11 protein-coding genes are annotated in these 16,284 nt (G+C 61.5%); 9 read left to right on the plus strand and 2 right to left on the minus strand.

Annotated elements, in window-relative coordinates:
• Positions 1 to 3 precede the first annotated feature (3 nt).
• Positions 4 to 3,366, minus strand: a complete 3,363-nt coding sequence (locus GBEM_RS12335) for a DEAD/DEAH box helicase (RefSeq protein ID WP_012530900.1) — start codon at positions 3,364 to 3,366, stop codon at positions 4 to 6.
• Between the two features lie 230 nt (positions 3,367 to 3,596).
• Positions 3,597 to 4,493, minus strand: coding sequence for an NAD(+) diphosphatase (gene nudC, locus GBEM_RS12340; protein WP_012530901.1), 897 nt, complete (start codon positions 4,491 to 4,493; stop codon positions 3,597 to 3,599).
• Between the two features lie 196 nt (positions 4,494 to 4,689).
• On the opposite strand from nudC, the gene GBEM_RS12345 reads away from it, so the two are divergent.
• The 9 genes from GBEM_RS12345 (at position 4,690) to GBEM_RS12385 (ending at position 16,283) form a co-directional block, all read left to right on the plus strand.
• Positions 4,690 to 5,721, plus strand: coding sequence for an agmatine deiminase family protein (locus tag GBEM_RS12345; RefSeq protein WP_012530902.1), 1,032 nt, complete (start codon positions 4,690 to 4,692; stop codon positions 5,719 to 5,721).
• A 12-nt stretch (positions 5,722 to 5,733) separates the two neighbouring features.
• Positions 5,734 to 6,615, plus strand: a complete 882-nt coding sequence (locus GBEM_RS12350; RefSeq protein ID WP_012530903.1) for a carbon-nitrogen hydrolase — start codon at positions 5,734 to 5,736, stop codon at positions 6,613 to 6,615.
• Between the two features lie 298 nt (positions 6,616 to 6,913).
• Entirely contained in the window at positions 6,914 to 11,074 is a 4,161-nt protein-coding gene (locus GBEM_RS12355) for a DEAD/DEAH box helicase (RefSeq protein ID WP_012530904.1), read from the plus strand.
• 102 nt (positions 11,075 to 11,176) lie between these two features.
• Complete coding sequence (locus tag GBEM_RS12360; protein ID WP_012530905.1) at positions 11,177 to 11,851, plus strand: REP-associated tyrosine transposase; 675 nt, start codon at positions 11,177 to 11,179, stop codon at positions 11,849 to 11,851.
• A gap of 434 nt (positions 11,852 to 12,285) precedes the next feature.
• Positions 12,286 to 12,942: a CsgG/HfaB family protein gene (locus tag GBEM_RS21490; protein ID WP_174263189.1), complete on the plus strand. Its 657-nt coding sequence runs from the start codon at positions 12,286 to 12,288 to the stop codon at positions 12,940 to 12,942.
• A 35-nt stretch (positions 12,943 to 12,977) separates the two neighbouring features.
• Positions 12,978 to 13,622, plus strand: coding sequence for a flavodoxin family protein (locus tag GBEM_RS12370; protein WP_012530907.1), 645 nt, complete (start codon positions 12,978 to 12,980; stop codon positions 13,620 to 13,622).
• Positions 13,619 to 14,200, plus strand: a complete 582-nt coding sequence (locus GBEM_RS12375; RefSeq protein ID WP_012530908.1) for a cysteine hydrolase family protein — start codon at positions 13,619 to 13,621, stop codon at positions 14,198 to 14,200. The genes GBEM_RS12370 and GBEM_RS12375 overlap by 4 nt, the downstream gene beginning before the upstream one ends.
• Positions 14,201 to 14,350: 150 nt before the next feature.
• The gene (locus GBEM_RS12380; RefSeq protein WP_012530909.1) at positions 14,351 to 15,598 is read left to right on the plus strand and encodes an MFS transporter; all 1,248 of its coding nucleotides are present in this window, start codon (positions 14,351 to 14,353) and stop codon (positions 15,596 to 15,598) included.
• A 79-nt stretch (positions 15,599 to 15,677) separates the two neighbouring features.
• Positions 15,678 to 16,283, plus strand: a complete 606-nt coding sequence (locus tag GBEM_RS12385) for a LemA family protein (RefSeq protein WP_012530910.1) — start codon at positions 15,678 to 15,680, stop codon at positions 16,281 to 16,283.
• The last annotated feature ends 1 nt before the right edge of the window (position 16,284 follow it).

Genomic DNA, 16,284 nt, shown 5'->3' on the forward strand with positions numbered 1-16,284 from the left:
CCCCTACCCCAGCAGGTATTCGAAATCCTCGCGGCTGATGGCGTTGCCCCCCTCGTGCTCGGCCTCCTCCAGAAGGGCCCGGTACAGCTTCAGCTTCCTTTTCTTGAGCTCCATCATCTTCTCCTCGATGCTGTGCCGCATCAAAAGCCTGGTGATGGTCACCTGCCGCTGCTGCCCGATCCGGTGCGCGCGGTCGGAAGCCTGGCTTTCCACCGCGGGGTTCCACCAGGGATCCAGGTGGAAGACGTAGGAGGCGCGGGTCAGGTTGAGGCCGCGACCGCCCGCCTTCAGGCTCAGCAGGAATACTCCGGGCTCTGCCGACTCCTGGAACCTCTGCACCATCTCCTTCCTGCGCGAGACCGGGGTCGAACCGTCCAACCTGGAAAAGCCGATGCCGTGCTGGGAAAGCCCCTGCTCCACGATGTCCAAAAACGAGGTGAACTGCGAGAAGACCAGGACGCTGTGCCCCTCGGCGAAGAGCTCCATCAGCTGGTCCACCAGGAAGTCGATCTTTGGGGAACGGTCCGGGGCCTGGGGCAGGATGAGCTTCGAGCTCAGGCAGATCTGGCGCAGCTTCAAGATGGCGGTGAGGGCGATGATGCGCGCCTGCCCGGGGCTTTTTGAACTGTAGGCCAGCGCCACCGTTTCCCGCACCTGGGCGACGGTGCGGGCGTAGAGCGCCTTTTGCCTCGTGCTCATCTCCAGGTAGATGTCGGTCTCCACCTTGGGGGGGAGCTCGTCGGCGATCATGTCCTTCGACCGTCTCAGGATGAAGGGGTGGGTGCGCCGGATCAGCTTCTCCATGAAGTCCCCCCCTTCCCGCCCCATCTCCTTGCGGAACTGCTCGTAGGGGCCTAAAAGCCCGGGAAGCGCCAGGTCCATGACCGAGAAGTATTCACCTAGGTGGTTCTCGACCGGAGTGCCGGTGAGGGTGAGCTTGAACCTTCCGGAGAGCCTGCGCACGGCGCCGGTGGTCTCCGCGTGTATGTTCTTCACCGACTGAGCCTCGTCGAAGACGATGACGTTGAACGGGATCTCCCTGAGCTGTTCGATATCGCGCTGCACCACGCCGTAGCTGGTAAGCACCAGGTCCAGCCCGGCGAACTCGGCGCTGCGCCCCTGCCCGCGGTAGACCCCGACCTTGAGCGCGGGGTAAAAGCGCTGCAGCTCGTTCTCCCAGTTGAAGATGAGGGTCGGCGGTACCACCACCAGGTGCGGCGTCCCGGTCGGAAGCTCGCAGGGGATATCCCCCTCGGCTATCCCCGCCAGAAGGGCGATGGCCTGGATGGTCTTTCCCAGCCCCATGTCGTCGGCGAGGCAGGCCCCGAAACGGTGCTCGTAGAGAAAGGCGAGCCAGCTGTACCCTTCCAGCTGATAGTTCCTGAGCGTCGCCAAAAGCCTCGCCGGAGCCTGGCGCTTGGGGATGCTCTCGAAACGGGTCAGGCTCTCGAAGATCCGCTCGTCCTCGGGGGAAAGAAGGATCCGGACCCCGCTGCGCCTGAGTGTGATCCAGTCGAGGATCTGCAGGCGCGGCACTCGGACCACCTCCCTCTTCGTCGCCGCGCCGAAGAGCGAAAGGGTGTTGCTGCTCAACTCGTCCAGGATCACCATCTCGTTGCCGCGCCGGAAGATCCCGCCCCCCTGAAGGGCGCGGACAAGCTCGGCGTCGTCCACCGTCTCGCCGTCGCAGCTGATCTCCGGCCGCAGTTCGAACCAGTCGATGCTGGAGCGGGTGGCGTCCAGCGTGAAAGACCAGGAAACGGCCTGCAGTTCCTCCCCCCCGATGGCGAGCGAGAACCCCTCCGCGGAGAGGGCGTCGCAGAAGCGGGAGAGATTCTTCATCAGCTCCTTTCTCGCAAGCGTCATCTCCCCCGGCCGCTCCGCCTGCCAGAAAATCTCGCAGCCGAAAAAGTCGCAGGCGATTTGCAAAAGCCGCCCCTGCTGTCTCCCGTCCACCTCTACGGCCAGCCACTCCCCTTGCTGCGACAATTGCAGCACCACGCCATGGGCGAGGGCCGCCTCGCAGAAGGAGGTAACAGCGGCGCGCGCCTCTGAACGGACCCCGCGCTTGAAAAATTCCGGCGTGTCCAGCGCCTGCCTGACCACCCTCTCCCGTTCGGCCGTGCTCCCTGCCGAAAGAGCGGCGAAACAGGCCCTGATCACGGAGATGACCCGTTTTTTCGCCTTGAGGGTCTGCGGCAACGTAGCGCGCCCCCGGGTGCTGAAGAATTTGAAGCTAACCGGGGACAAACCGAAGATGACGCCGTCGGTCACCCCCTGGGCCACGACCGGAACCGGGTCGGCAAGCTCAACGATATCAAGGCGGTAGCGCGGCTGGACCAGCCGAGGCTGCTCCGGGACCCCGGAGATCGACAGGGCGGCGCCCCCCTTCCCCTGCTGCGACTCGCCCAGATCCAACTGCAGCGAGTTGAAGAGCGGGGCGGGGAAGCGGAATCCGCTCCCGTGGCGCGCCGGCGCCACCCCCATGGCCTCTTCGACCCGCGCGAAGAGGGAGTGGTAGAAAACGAGGCCGGCGTCGTCCACCCGCTGCACCAGCCTGCGGCCGAGGTCGAAATAGTATCCCTGGTGCACGAAGGAATCCGGATCCGGCGCGGAGCCGTCCTCAAGCGAGAAGCTGGCGGCGATCTCGTCTCCTTCCAGATCCAGTTGCAGCAAAACGGCACGATCGCTTGAATGGTCGAACTGGAGGGGGACGACCCCTTCAGCGGAGGCGTAAAGAATAGGGAATCTGCCGCGGAAGCGGGTGATGAACTCTTCGATGCAACGGCCGCGCAAGGCGGAGGATTGCATCAACCTCAGGAACTCGCGGATCGAGGGAGGAAGCGCTGCATCGAAAAGGGCTGCGGGGATCAGGTCATGGGTCAGGCGCAGGCGGGGAGAGCCGAGTTCCAGGTCGAGGACCAGCGCGTAGCGCGCCTCCCCCGACTGGCGGTGGTGCAGTTCGTCCATCCGCAGCGCAGGGACGCCCAGCAGTTGGTTGCGGATCTGTTCCAGGTAGTCCTGCGGGAGCTGCAGCATGGGGAAGGAGGCCGGCGCCAGCGCCTTTTTCACGGTGGCGAGGGAGGCGACCAGGTGGGGACAGCGCCCTCCGGGGCTCCAAGTGCCGCAGTTGCAGACACTGGAAAACTCCCCCTGGGCCAAGGTCAACGACACCTGATAGGTGCCGGCATCCGAGACCTCCACGGTGAGGACGGAGCCGTCCCCGCTCCAGGTGACCCGGGTAACCGGCCTCCTCTTGCACAGCTCGAAGCCGTTGAAGAGGTGCACCTTGTCCGCCAGTGCGTATATGCCTGAGGCCGGCATCTGGGAAAGATGCCGCAGCAGGGGGTTAGCCAATAGTTCCATCAGATCCGCTCTCCCGCCGGGGGCTGCTTAACGAACCGTTTAAGTTAGCAGAAAGCGCGCTCCAATACAACAACACCATGAGAGATGAAAGCAAACGGGGTTAATGTGCGGGCGGATCGAGGGAAGCGGCAGGTTTTCCAAGGGAAGAAAGGCGGTGCGGAGATAAAAAATGGGGGATGGCGCCAACCACCCCCCGAAAAAGGAGACCCTGGGTTGTTTACTCCGGGGTACTAATAAAAAGCTATCGGATCGGGTCGAAAATACTTTAATGATTTTTTTAAGCACCCGCTCCTAACGCAAAACGGTCGATGATGAAGCGCGCGATGCTGCGGCTGGGAGGAAGCGAATCGGGCATGCGATCCCGGCTGAACCACCCCCCCCTCCTCTAGCTCGTCGCCGTCGATCTTCAGGTCGCCGGACTTATAGCTGGCGACGAAGCCCGCCATCAACTGGCTGGGGAAAGGCCAGTTCTGGCTCCCGATGTAGCGGATGTCGCCCACGGTAAGGCCCGTTTCCTCCTGTACCTCCCTGACCACGCACTCCTCGAGCGACTCGCCGAAGTCGACGAAACCGGCAACCAGGCTGAAGCGCCCGGCGGCCCACTCGGGTTTGCGCACCAGGAGGAACTCGTCGCCGCGTTTAACGAGGACGATGACGCAGGGGTGGATATGAGGGTAGTGCTCGTGGCCGCAGCCGGAGCAGCGCTTGCCCCAGGTGGGAAAGATGCGTTCCATGTCGCTAGAGCCGCAGCGAGAGCAGTGGCGGCTGAGCTTCTCCCAGTAGAGGATCTGGCGGGCGAGGCCGTAGAGCGTGGCGAGATCGTCGGGAAGCGCGGTCCAGTGCACCGCCTGGAGCCCGGCTGGGAGCACCTGAGACTTGGGCAGGGTGTAAACCCGGACAGGATCCCCATCCCAGGTGCCGAAGAGAAGCGGCGCCCCGTCGGCGGCGAGCTCAATGGGAAGCTCGCCGCGGAAGAGCCCCTCCCCCTCCAGGACCAGTGTCTCCCCCTGCAGCAGCACCAGGTGCCCGTGGCCGGCCTCGGCTGCGCCGCTCGGCTTTATCTGCGTGAATCTCGACTTGATGATTTCGGCGTTGAAAGGAAGGTTGATCGTTTCCGGATAGGACATGTGGCAACTCCTGGAACAGTAGGTCTCTTTGCAGTGACAGGCATAATACAGGAACGGCCAGTGGAAGCAACGGGTTTCATTAGGTTGCGCCCCCTTTTGGCTTGCATTGGCTTCACCCGGTATGCTAGTTTTTCATGGCTTGAGCTCAACGGGTAACCGCGTTGATTAACAGCAATTTTCCCTTCAGGAGCAGAGATTGGAAGACACCAGAAGATTGCCGGCAGAATGGGAACCGCAGGACGGGGTGCTCCTCGCCTGGCCGCACGAAGACAGCGACTGGGCGCCGTACCTGGATGCGGTGGAGCCGGTTTTCGCAGAGATAGTGACGCAGATAAGCCGTTTCGAGACCGCCGTCGTTGCGGCCGCCGACCCCGACCTTGTACGGGAAAAGCTCGCCGCCTGCGGCGCAAACCTGGAAAGGGTCCGGATCCACCAGCTGGACACCAACGACACCTGGGCCCGGGACTTCGGCCCGATCACCGTCGAGGATCATGGCGCGCTCAGGCTGCTCAACTTCGGTTTCAACGGCTGGGGCCTCAAGTTCCCCTCCGACCTGGACAACAGGATCAACAAGCGGCTCCAGGGGCTGGGGGTTTGGGGGGCGCCGCTCGACACGGTCGGGCTCATCCTCGAAGGGGGGAGCATCGAGAGCGACGGCCAGGGCACCATCCTCAGCACCGAAGAGTGCCTGATGAACGACAACCGGAACCCGCACTTGACCCGCATCGAACTGGAGGAGGAATTGCACGGGCTTTTCGGCAGCAACCGTTTCCTCTGGCTCGCCAACGGCTACCTGGCCGGCGACGACACCGATTCGCACGTGGACACGCTGGCCCGGCTCTGCCCGGACGACACCATCGCCTACGTACGCTGCGACGACCCGGATGACGAGCACTACCCCGCGCTTACGGCGATGGAGCAGGAGATCCTCTCCTTCCGCACCCGCGACGGCCTGCCGTACCGCGCCATCCCCCTCCCCTGGCCCGCCGCCAGGTTCGATGAAGACGGCGAGCGCCTTCCGGCTACCTACGCCAACTTCCTGGTGGTAAACGGCGCCGTGCTGGTACCGACCTACCGGGATGAAAAAGACGCCGCCGCGCTTGCCGCCGTCGGGGAAGCGTTCCCCGGGCGCGAGATCGTCGGCATAGACTGCCTGCCGCTCATACTGCAGCACGGCTCGCTGCACTGCGTCACCATGCAGCTCCCCAAGGGAAGCCTGAAGAAATAGAGGGAGATTCACATGCAGAAACTGAAAGTAGCTCTGGTCCAGCAGGCGCTCCGCCCGGACCGCGAGAAGATGGTAGCCGCCACCTCCGCCCAGATCCGCGAGGCTGCAGCCCAAGGGGCAAAACTGGTGCTGCTGCAGGAACTCCACACCGGCAGTTATTTCTGCCAGACCGAGGATACCGCCTGCTTCGACCTGGCCGAGTCCATACCCGGCCCCTCCACCGACCATTTCGGGGCCTTGGCCCGCGAGCTTGGCGTGGTGATCGTCACCTCCCTGTTCGAAAAACGCGCCCCCGGGCTTTACCACAACACCGCAGTCGTGATCGAGAAGGACGGGAGCATCGCCGGGAAGTACCGCAAGATGCACATCCCCGATGACCCGGCGTTCTACGAGAAGTTCTACTTCACCCCCGGCGATCTCGGCTTCGAGCCGGTGCAGACCTCGGTGGGCAAGCTCGGCGTCTTGGTCTGCTGGGACCAGTGGTACCCGGAAGCGGCGAGGCTTATGGCCTTGGCCGGTGCGGATCTCCTTATCTACCCCACCGCCATCGGCTGGGACCCGAGGGACGAGGAGGCCGAGCAGCAAAGGCAGCTCGACGCCTGGGTCACCATCCAGCGCTCCCATGCCGTCGCAAACGGCATACCGGTAGTCAGCGTGAACCGGGTCGGTTTCGAGGAAGACCCAAGCGGCGCCGGCGCCGGGATCAAGTTCTGGGGCTCCAGTTTCGCTGCCGGCCCGCAAGGTGAACTGCTCGCGCGCGGCGGCGAGGAGGAAGAGCTCCTGGTCGTGGACCTGGATCTGCGCCGCAGCGAAAACGTGCGCCGCATCTGGCCCTTCCTGCGCGACAGGAGGATCGACGCCTACCAGGACCTGGTCAAGCGCTACCGGGATTAACCCCAAAAAGCACTCACCACTGAGGAACACAGAGGTGCACAGAGGAAAATACAAAACTGTAACTGCAAAGGCATTCCTGATCAGGCATTATCTTCAGCCACAGGCGTCCACAATCCCCTCTCCCTCTGGGAGAGGGTCAGGGTGAGGGGATTTGCATCAAAAATCTTCCCTCACTCGCCCTTCGGGCACCCTCTCCCAGAGGGAGAGGGGACTGGCGGAAGATGTTAATGGTTTGTGGGTTTTGATTTCCTCTGTGTCCTCTGTGGTGAAAGCCTTTGACTTCATGACAGGAGCGACCTTGCCCTCTCCCGCCAAACTGACGGAAAAGCTTCTCGACACCTTCTTCTCCTGCACGCCGAAGGAGAGGACGATGCTGCAACTCCTTTCCGTACTCTACGCTCCCCTGTCCAAAAACGTCCTCCTCAACGTGGTCCGGCGCCTGGGCGCTCCCGCCCCCGGCGGTCGCTCTTACACCGGACTGCTGCTGTCGGAAATGCTGGAAAAACTCGCCCACCAAAAACTGGTGGTGCAGGGTAAAGACGGCATCCGTTGCGACATGCATATCGCACACGTCGCTACCTTGAGCGCCGTCGCCGAGGGTGCCTTCCCACACATGGTCTCCGCCATCCACGCTGAGATACCGATGGAAACGGACTGGGGGAGCAGCTACTACCGCACCCAACTGCACGCCCTGCGCGACGTCCGCATCGCCTTCTACGCCAAGGACGAAAAGCTCGCTTTCGAGACTGAAGCCCGCTTCAAACGGCAGTTCCCCTACGACCTGATGCGCTGCCACCCCTTCGTCACCATCTGCACCGCCCCCTTCGACCTCGAATGGTTCCGGTCGCTCCCCACAAAGCTGCAGGGGGCAGCGTTGAAGGAGATACTCGCCTACGCCGGCCAGCACCTGCTTCCCGCACAACCCCCTTTTGCCGTCCTCGCCGAACTCGCCGCGGCAAAGGGGGTCACCCAGGACCTCTACGACGTCCTCTGCATGGAACTGCTGCTGCGCGGGGAGATCGACGCCGCCGCGAAGGCTTCCAGCGAAGGGGCCAGTTCAACCGAGGCCGCGGTCCTCGCTTCGACCCAGACGCTGCGCGGCGCCTACCTGGAGTCGGTGGCGTCGTTCGAGGGGGCTCTCGCGCTACTGAAGAAGGAAACTGGCAAAAGGAAGACTTTCTTCGACAACATCACCGGCCCCTTGTACATCCTGGCCCTCATAGCCGCGGGGGACGAGCGCTCGTTGGCCCAGGCGGGAGAGTTCTGCGCCTTCGTGCTCGCGAAGAAGGAGTGGCCCCACCGGGACATCTACCTGATCCTCAAACAGGTCGCCGCGGAGAGAAGCGGAGAGCGGGGGGCCTCGCACTACCTGGAAGCGCTCGCCTCCGCCCCAGCCTTCGACACCTCCCCCTTCTACGCTCTTTTCAGCGTCATGGCTCTGCAATGGTGCGGGTCCGAAAAGGCGGGGAAGAAGGGTGAAAAGCTGATCCCGCTGGCGGGCAAGGCGCGCGATGCCGGCTACCTCTGGCTTGCCGACGAGCTTGAATGGACCGCGCTCGAATGCGGCGTAGCGCCTGCTCCCGCTCCTCCCAACGCAAAGCGGGAAAAACAAAAGGGACTCGTTCCCCTGATCCATGCCATAGCCAAAGTCGAGTTCTGGGAGACGGCCCTCCAAGCTCTGATCAGGCTGAACCGCGAAGAGGAAGAGGCAGAGCAAAAGCCGGTGTCGCAATCCCGCCTCATCTGGCACTTCGACGAAAAGCGCGGCTATTTCGAGATCCAGCCGCGCGAGCAAAAGCAGGCGCCGAACGGCAAATGGAGCTCGGGGCGGAACATCTCCCTCAAACGCCTCGCCGAAGACGCCGCGGGGATTGACTACCTCACCGAGCAGGACCGGCTCGTCTGCGCCTGCATCAAGTTGGAGCGCGGCCACGGCTATTACGGCCGGGACTCCTACGAACTGAACCAGGACCTGGCCCTGCCGCTCATGATCGGGCACCCACAGCTCTACCTCGATCCGGCGGCGACGGTGCACCTGGAGCTGGTGCGCGGCGAGCCCGAAATTCAGCTCAGCACCGATGGCGACACCCTGACGCTGCAGATCAACCCCCAGTTCGCGCCGGAGCAAAAGACCCATCTGCAAAAGGAGACCCCCACCCGGCTCAAGGTGTACCAGGTGAAGGAGGAATACCGACGCATCGCGACCATCGTCGGCAGCGGTCTGAAGCTCCCCGCGCAGGCCAAAAATCAGGCGCTGGCGGCGATCCATTCCCTCTCCTCGCTGGTCACGGTGCACTCGGACATCGGGGACGCGACGACCGAACAGGTTCCCAGCGACAGCACCCCCTGCTTCCATCTCCTCCCCTACCAGGCCGGATTAAGACTGGAGCTGCTGGTCTGCCCCTTGTCCGAAAGCGGCCCTTTTTTCCGCCCCGGCGCCGGTGGCGAGACCCTCATGGCCGTCCTCGAAGGGAAAAAGGTGCAGGCCAAGCGGGATCTGCAGTTGGAAGTCACCCGCGCGGCAGAAGCGGTCGCCGCCCTCCCCGTCCTTTCCGAAAGCGAGGAATGGGAAGGAGAATGGCTGATCCCCTCGACGGAGAAGTCGCTGGAACTGCTGCTTCAGTTCCAGGCGCTGGGGGAAACGGTGCGCGTCTCCTGGCCGGAGGGGGCGCGCTTCAAGATCAAGCAGATCGCCACCCCCGGGCACTGCCGGCTGGTCATCAAGCAGGCGAAGGACTGGTTCGAGCTGGAGGGGGAAGTGAAGCTGAACGAGGGGCTTTCGCTCGACCTGCGGCAGCTGGTCGAGCTCGCCAAGGATTCCCCCGGCCGCTTCATACGCCTCGCCGACGGCGACTTCCTGGCTCTCTCCGCCCAGCTCAAAAAGCACCTGGACGACCTGGCATCCTGCGCCGACCCCCATGGCAGCAACGCCTTCCGCTTCCATCCCTTAGCCTCCCCCGTCTTCGAGGAATTCGCCGGGCAGGCCGGGACCTTCGAGGCGGATCAGCAGTGGCAGCGCCAGATGAAAAGGCTGCACGAGGCAGAGGCCTTCCGCCCCCAGCTCCCCGCCACGCTGCAGGCCGAGCTGCGCGGCTACCAGGAAGAAGGGTTCAACTGGCTGAACCGGCTGGCCCACTGGGGGGTCGGAGCCTGCCTAGCCGACGACATGGGACTGGGGAAGACGGTCCAGGCGCTTGCGCAGATAATCTCCATGGCGGAGGGGGGGCCGTCGCTGGTGGTCGCCCCCACCTCGGTCTGCCTCAACTGGGAGAGCGAGACCCTGAAGTTCGCGCCCACCCTGAACCCAATCGTCTTCGGGGGGCAAAACCGGGCCAAGCTCCTCCAGGAGCTGAAGCCCTTCGACCTGGTCATTTGCAGCTACGGCCTTTTGCAGCAGGAGGGGGAACTTTTGGCCGCCGTGCCGTGGCAGGCGATCATCCTGGATGAGGCGCAGGCGATCAAGAACATGGCGACCAAGAGAAGCCAGGCCGCCATGGAGCTTAAGGGCGCCTTCAAGATGGTGGCCACCGGCACCCCCATCGAGAACCACCTAGGGGAACTCTGGAACGTATTCCGGTTCATCAACCCGGGGCTTCTAGGGAGCCTGAAGCAGTTCAACGTCAAGTTCGCCGCACCCATCGAGAAGAGCCAGGACAAAAAGGCCCGGGCCCGCCTCAAGAAGCTGATCCAGCCCTTCATCCTGCGCCGCACCAAGAACCAGGTGCTGGAGGAGCTCCCGCCGCGCACCGAGATCGTCATGAAGGTGGAGATGAGCGAGGAAGAGGCGTCGCTGTACGAGGCGATCAGGAAGAGCGCGCTCGACAACTTGGCCGGCGTCGGCAAGGTCGAGGGGAAAGGAGAGCTGCACCTGAAGATCCTCGCCGAGATCATGAGGCTGCGCCGCGCCTGCTGCAACCCGCGCCTGGTCCTGCCCGATACCCCCATCCCGAGCACCAAACTCGCCGCCTTCGGAGAAATCGTCGAAGAGCTGCGGGAAAACCGCCACAAGGCGCTGGTCTTCAGCCAGTTCGTCGGGCACCTGGAGCTCATCAGGCAGTACGTCGAGAAGAACGGGATCCCGTACCAGTACCTCGACGGCAGCACGCCACCGCAAGAGCGCAAGAAGCGCGTCGACGCCTTCCAAAGCGGCAGCGGCGACCTGTTCCTGATCAGCCTCAAGGCGGGAGGCGTCGGCCTCAACCTGACCGCCGCCGACTACGTGATCCACATGGATCCCTGGTGGAACCCCGCCGTCGAGGACCAGGCCTCCGACCGTGCCCACCGGATCGGTCAGCAGCGCCCCGTCACCATCTACCGCCTGGTGACCAGGGGGACCATAGAAGAAAAGATCGTCGGCCTGCACCAGCAAAAGCGCGGCCTTGCCGACAGCCTCCTCGACGAAAGCGACCTGAGCGGCCGAATCAGCGCAGAAGAGCTGCTGGCGCTATTGCGGAGGTAGTTGACTTTAAAAGGGGACAGGCTACTTTTTCTTTTGAAAAAGTAGCCTGTCCCCCTTTCCATTTCGATGGCATCACCGGGGACGTCCACTTGTGGAGGTACTATGCCGAGGATAGCCAGAGGTCTGAATGACGGCTTCATCTACCATGTGCTTAACCGTGGCAACAGCAGGGAGGAAGTCTTTCATAAACAGGGAGACTACTACTCCTTCGTAAAGCTGCTAACGGAATCAATGGAACAATTCGATGTGAGGATCTTTGCATACTGCCTCATGCCAAACCACTTTCACATATTGGTAGAACCGGAAAAGGGTGAGGCATTGAGCAAGTTCATGCAATGGCTCACCACCTGCCATGTCAGACGGTATCATCAACACTACGGAACAAGCGGCCACGTATGGCAAGACAGGTTCAAAAGCTTTATCGTACAGAACGATGTGCACCTACTGACAGTTGCCCGCTATATTGAGGGAAACCCCGTTCGCGCGGGGTTGGTCAAATCAGCAAAAGATTGGCGGTGGTCATCACACCGGGACAGGCTAAAAGGTGCCGGAAACGGAACAATAAGCGATCTTCCTATAGCGCTGCCCGATGCGTGGTCTAGCTACACAGATTTACCGCTGACAAGCATTGAGCTAGAAAAACTCCGTAAAAGCGTGGCGAAGCGTGCTCCGTTCGGCGAGGAGGAATGGGTGCACAAAACCAGTGAGCAGCATGGGCTGAGTTCGACCCTCAAAGGGCAGGGAAGACCTAAAAAAGTAATGAAAATACAGTCTTAGACAAAATACTCACAAAGGGGGACAGGCTACTTTTTGAAATCAAAAAGTAGCCTTTCCCCCTTTTTTTGTTCCGCCAACGTTGACTAAAATTAACTCTTACTCTATATTGCTCCGATTCGTCGCCTGCCCAAATCTCTCCCGAAGGAGCATCAATGAAGAATATCGCTGTCAAAGCCCTTTCTGCTGCAATGATTGTCACACTCACCGGCTGCGCCAGCATCGTCAGTAAGTCGAGCTGGCCGGTTAGTATTCAATCCAACCCCGCAGGCGCTAAATGCGTGGTCACAAACAACAAGGGTATAGCGATTCAATCCGGCGAGACTCCTATGATTGTGACAGTAGAGTCAGGAAACGGATTCTTCTCGAAGGCCAAATACTCTATCTCGTGCAATAAGGATGGATTTGATCCAGGGCGCAGCGAGCTTTCCGCGCACATGAACGGTTGGTACTGGGGCAACATTGTGTTCGGGGGGGTGATAGGGCTGCTGATCGTCGACCCCGCCACGGGCGCGATGTGGAAGATGGACGACACCCTCATGGTCCCACTTTCTCCGACCGTTGTGGCAAAGGCCCCGGCTCCTGCCGCAGCAGGCGCCAAAGAACCTGAAGTCAAGATCGCCGCAGCGGTTGACGCCAACGCTCCCGCACTCAGCGTCGACAAGAAGCTGCACCTGGCCAAAAACGACACCATCGCCGTCCTGCCCTTCACCATCCACGCCGCCCAAAACAAGTACGACCATATGAGCCAAGGTTTCTCCGACGATCTCACCTGCTACCTCATGAAAAGCGAGGACATCAAGATCATCGACAGGAACACGGTCGACAAGGCTCTCAGTGAGATCAAGTCCAGCAACAGCGGGATCTTGGACACTACCACCGCGCAAAACATAGGGAAGGCGATCGGCGCAAAGTTCGTCATTCTCGGCAACGTGGAGGTCATCGACAGCGAGGCCAACGTCATCTGCCGCGTGATAAAAGTGGAGACCTGCGAGAACGTCCTCTCCGAGAAAGTGACGGGGAACGCCGCCAACATCCTGCAGTTGAGAGATCAACTGGGACAAAAGATGAACCAACGGCTGGTCACGCTGTAGGCAAAGAGTCGCAGTAACGACAGGCGGGACGATAGATGAAGATAATCGCGATCAACGGCAGCCCGAGGAAAAAGTGGAACACGGCAACCCTGCTGGAGAAGGCTCTCGAAGGGGCGGCTTCGGCCGGTGCCGAGACGGAACTGATTCATCTGTACGACTTGAACTACAAGGGATGCATCAGCTGCTTCGCCTGCAAGCTCAAGGGTGGCAAGAGCTACGGCAAGTGCGCCATGCGGGACGAGCTCACCCCTGTGCTGGATAGAATCGCCGCTGCCGACGCCTTCGTACTCGGCTCCCCGGTGTACTTTGGAACGGTGACCGGAGAGATGCACTCGTTCATGGAGCGGCTCCTCTTCCAGTACCTGGTGTACAGCAACCCGCCGACGACGCTCTTTCCCCGCCGCATCCGCACGGGGTTCATCTACACCATGAACGTCTCCGAAGAGATCATGAAGCAGTACTCCTACCCTATCCACATCGGCCTCAACGAGGGGGTCCTCGCACGTAACTTCGCCGCCTGCGAAACGCTCTGCGCCAACGAGACGCTGCAGTTCGAGGACTACGACAAGGTGGTCTTCAACTACTTCGATCCGGCGCAAAGACGCGAACGGTACCAGAAGCAGTTTCCCGAAGACTGCAAGAAGGCGTTCGCGCTCGGCGCGCGGCTGGTGCAACCATGAGCCAGGCAACGATGGAGAGCGAAGCAGAGAACGCAACTTGCCTGATCCTGGTCGACCTGCAAAACGATTACTTCCCAGGCGGCAGCATGGAACTCGTAGGGATGGTGGAAGCCACCGCCAACGCGAAGCTCCTACTGGAGCAGGCGAGAAAGAGCGGGACCCCGGTCATCCATATCCAGCACATCGCCGCGCGCCCGGGTGCGACCTTCTTCGTGCCCGGCACCGACGGCGCCGAGATCAACCCGGTGGCGGAGCCTGTGGCCGGCGAATCGATCGTGGTCAAGAACTTCCCCAACAGCTTCCGCGGTACTTCGCTTCTTGAGCTGCTCGCGGCCCGGCAGGTGAAGGACCTGGTGATCTGCGGGGCGATGAGCCACATGTGCATAGACGCGACGACCAGGGCGGCGTTCGATTTGGGCTTTAACTGCACCGTCGTCGCAGACGCCTGCGCTACCAGGGACCTGCAGTTCCAGGGACGGACGGTCAAGGCTGCCGATGTGCACGCCTCCTTTATGGCTGCGCTTGCGATCCCTTATGCCAAGATAGTCACCACAAAGGAGATGGTGCATCAAATCTAATTGACTTCCCGGCGTTAAGGAGTGTATTAGAACTGGTTCTGAAACCTGTCCTAAGCCAAGACAGGGCAATCTATGAGCAAAGACAGAGCCGCCTGTTTCAGCAAAGCTGATGGGCGGCTTTTTTTACTGTGACAACAACGGGAGTTGCGGATGACATCCAGTGAAGAGAGCACGAAAGTGGCAATTCGGCAGGTATTCGGCTTGCCGGTGATAGTGGCGGCCCTCGGGTACTTCGTCGACATATATGACCTGGTACTGTTCAGCATCGTCAGGGTCCCGAGCCTGAAGGGGATCGGGCTCTCCGGGCAAGAACTGATCGACAAGGGGGTGTTCCTGCTCAACATGCAGATGGCGGGCATGCTGCTGGGCGGCATCCTCTGGGGGGTCCTCGGCGACAGAAAGGGTCGCCTCAAAATCATGTTCGGCTCTATCTTCATCTACTCTATAGCGAATCTTGCCAACGGCATGGCCAACTCCATCGAGGCCTACGCCTTTCTCCGTTTCATGGCTGGGGTGGGACTCGCCGGCGAACTCGGCGCCGGCATCACCCTGGTGAGCGAGGTGCTGCACCGCTCCATCAGGGGTTACGGCACCATGATCGTGGCTACGGTCGGGGTATCGGGAGCCATCCTCGCCAACATCGTCGCCAAGGAGTTCGATTGGCGCACCGCATTCGTCATCGGGGGCATCCTGGGGCTCATGCTCCTGCTGCTGCGGGTCGCCGTCGCGGAATCCGGGATGTTCAAGGGGATGGAATCAAAGGAAGTCGCCAAGGGAAACTTCCTCGCCCTCTTCACCTCGCGCGACCGATTCGGCCGCTTCATGAACTCCATCCTGATCGGCCTCCCCTCCTGGTTCGTGGTGGGGGTCCTGATCACCTTCTCCCCCGAATTCGCAAGAGCCCTCGCGGTCCAGGGACCGGTTAACGCAGGCAACGCCGTCATGTACTGCTACATGGGGCTCGTGGCCGGAGATCTCGTGAGCGGGCTCTTGAGCCAGCTGCTGAAAAGCCGCAAGAAAGTGGTGCTCCTTTTCCTGCTGCTCACGGTCGCGGCAGTGGCCGGATACTTCAGCGCCGCCAAGGTTACAGCCGGCTCCTTCTACATCATCTGCGGACTCCTTGGCTTCGGTATCGGCTACTGGGCCATCTTCGTCACCGTGGCGGCCGAGCAGTTCGGAACCAACCTGAGGGCCACCGTCGCCACTACCGTCCCCAACTTCGTGCGCGGCATGACCATCCCCATCACCATGCTGTTCCAGGCGGCGAGAAAGGTCCTCGGACTGGAAATGGGCGCCTTGGCCGTCGGGGCGCTTTGCCTCGTCATCGCGCTGATAAGCCTCTCCCTGCTACAGGAGACTTTCCACAAGGACCTCGACTATTTCGAGGAGTACCTTTGAAGCTGTAGTTTAGCTTCCGACGCACGCCCTCACCCCCGCCCCTCTGAGGGCGAGGGGTAACCATAAGGAGACACGAACTATGGACCCACTTTCCCTCTTTGTTCTGATACTGCTCGCCCTGATCGTCCTCACCGTGCTGTACGCGATCTCCAGCTACAACTCGCTGGTAAAGCTGCGCAACCAGTTCAAAAACGCCTTCTCCCAGATCGACGTGCAGTTGAAAAGGCGCTACGACCTGATCCCGAACCTGGTAGAGACGGCGAAGGCGTACATGACCCACGAGCGGGAAACACTGGAGGCTGTTATCACCGCTAGGAACCAAGCGGCGGCGTCGGTAAAACAGGCGGCGGGAGCCCCCGGGGAAGCGCGCGCAATGGCGCAGCTGGCAGGCGCCGAGAATGTCCTCACCGGGGCCCTGGGCAGGCTCTTTGCGCTCGCCGAGGCCTACCCAGACCTCAAGGCAAATCAGACCATGATGCAACTGAGCGAAGAGATCACCTCGACGGAGAACCGGGTCGCCTTCGCCCGCCAGGCCTTCAACGACTCCGTCACCGGCTACAACACCTCTTGCGAAGTCTTCCCTGCCTCCATCATCGCCGGCTACTTCGGATTCAAGCAGGCGAGCCTTTTGGAAATAAAAGAGGCCGAGCGCGAGGCGCCGCGCGTTTCCTTCGCCAAAGGCTAAG

This window comes from Citrifermentans bemidjiense Bem, from assembly GCF_000020725.1.
GTDB classification, from domain to species: domain Bacteria; phylum Desulfobacterota; class Desulfuromonadia; order Geobacterales; family Geobacteraceae; genus Geomonas; species Geomonas bemidjiensis.

Bases quoted from the DNA above. Each gene is read 5' to 3' on its own strand.
- GBEM_RS12335 (WP_012530900.1), bottom strand. From the start codon at position 3,366: ATGGAACTATTGGCTAACCCCCTGCTGCGGCATCTTTCCCAGATGCCG.
- nudC (WP_012530901.1), bottom strand. From the start codon at position 4,493: ATGTCCTATCCGGAAACGATCAACCTTCCTTTCAACGCCGAAATCATC.
- GBEM_RS12350 (WP_012530903.1), top strand. From the start codon at position 5,734: ATGCAGAAACTGAAAGTAGCTCTGGTCCAGCAGGCGCTCCGCCCGGAC.
- GBEM_RS12360 (WP_012530905.1), top strand. From the start codon at position 11,177: ATGCCGAGGATAGCCAGAGGTCTGAATGACGGCTTCATCTACCATGTG.
- GBEM_RS21490 (WP_174263189.1), top strand. From the start codon at position 12,286: ATGAACGGTTGGTACTGGGGCAACATTGTGTTCGGGGGGGTGATAGGG.
- GBEM_RS12370 (WP_012530907.1), top strand. From the start codon at position 12,978: ATGAAGATAATCGCGATCAACGGCAGCCCGAGGAAAAAGTGGAACACG.
- GBEM_RS12375 (WP_012530908.1), top strand. From the start codon at position 13,619: ATGAGCCAGGCAACGATGGAGAGCGAAGCAGAGAACGCAACTTGCCTG.
- GBEM_RS12380 (WP_012530909.1), top strand. From the start codon at position 14,351: ATGACATCCAGTGAAGAGAGCACGAAAGTGGCAATTCGGCAGGTATTC.
- GBEM_RS12385 (WP_012530910.1), top strand. From the start codon at position 15,678: ATGGACCCACTTTCCCTCTTTGTTCTGATACTGCTCGCCCTGATCGTC.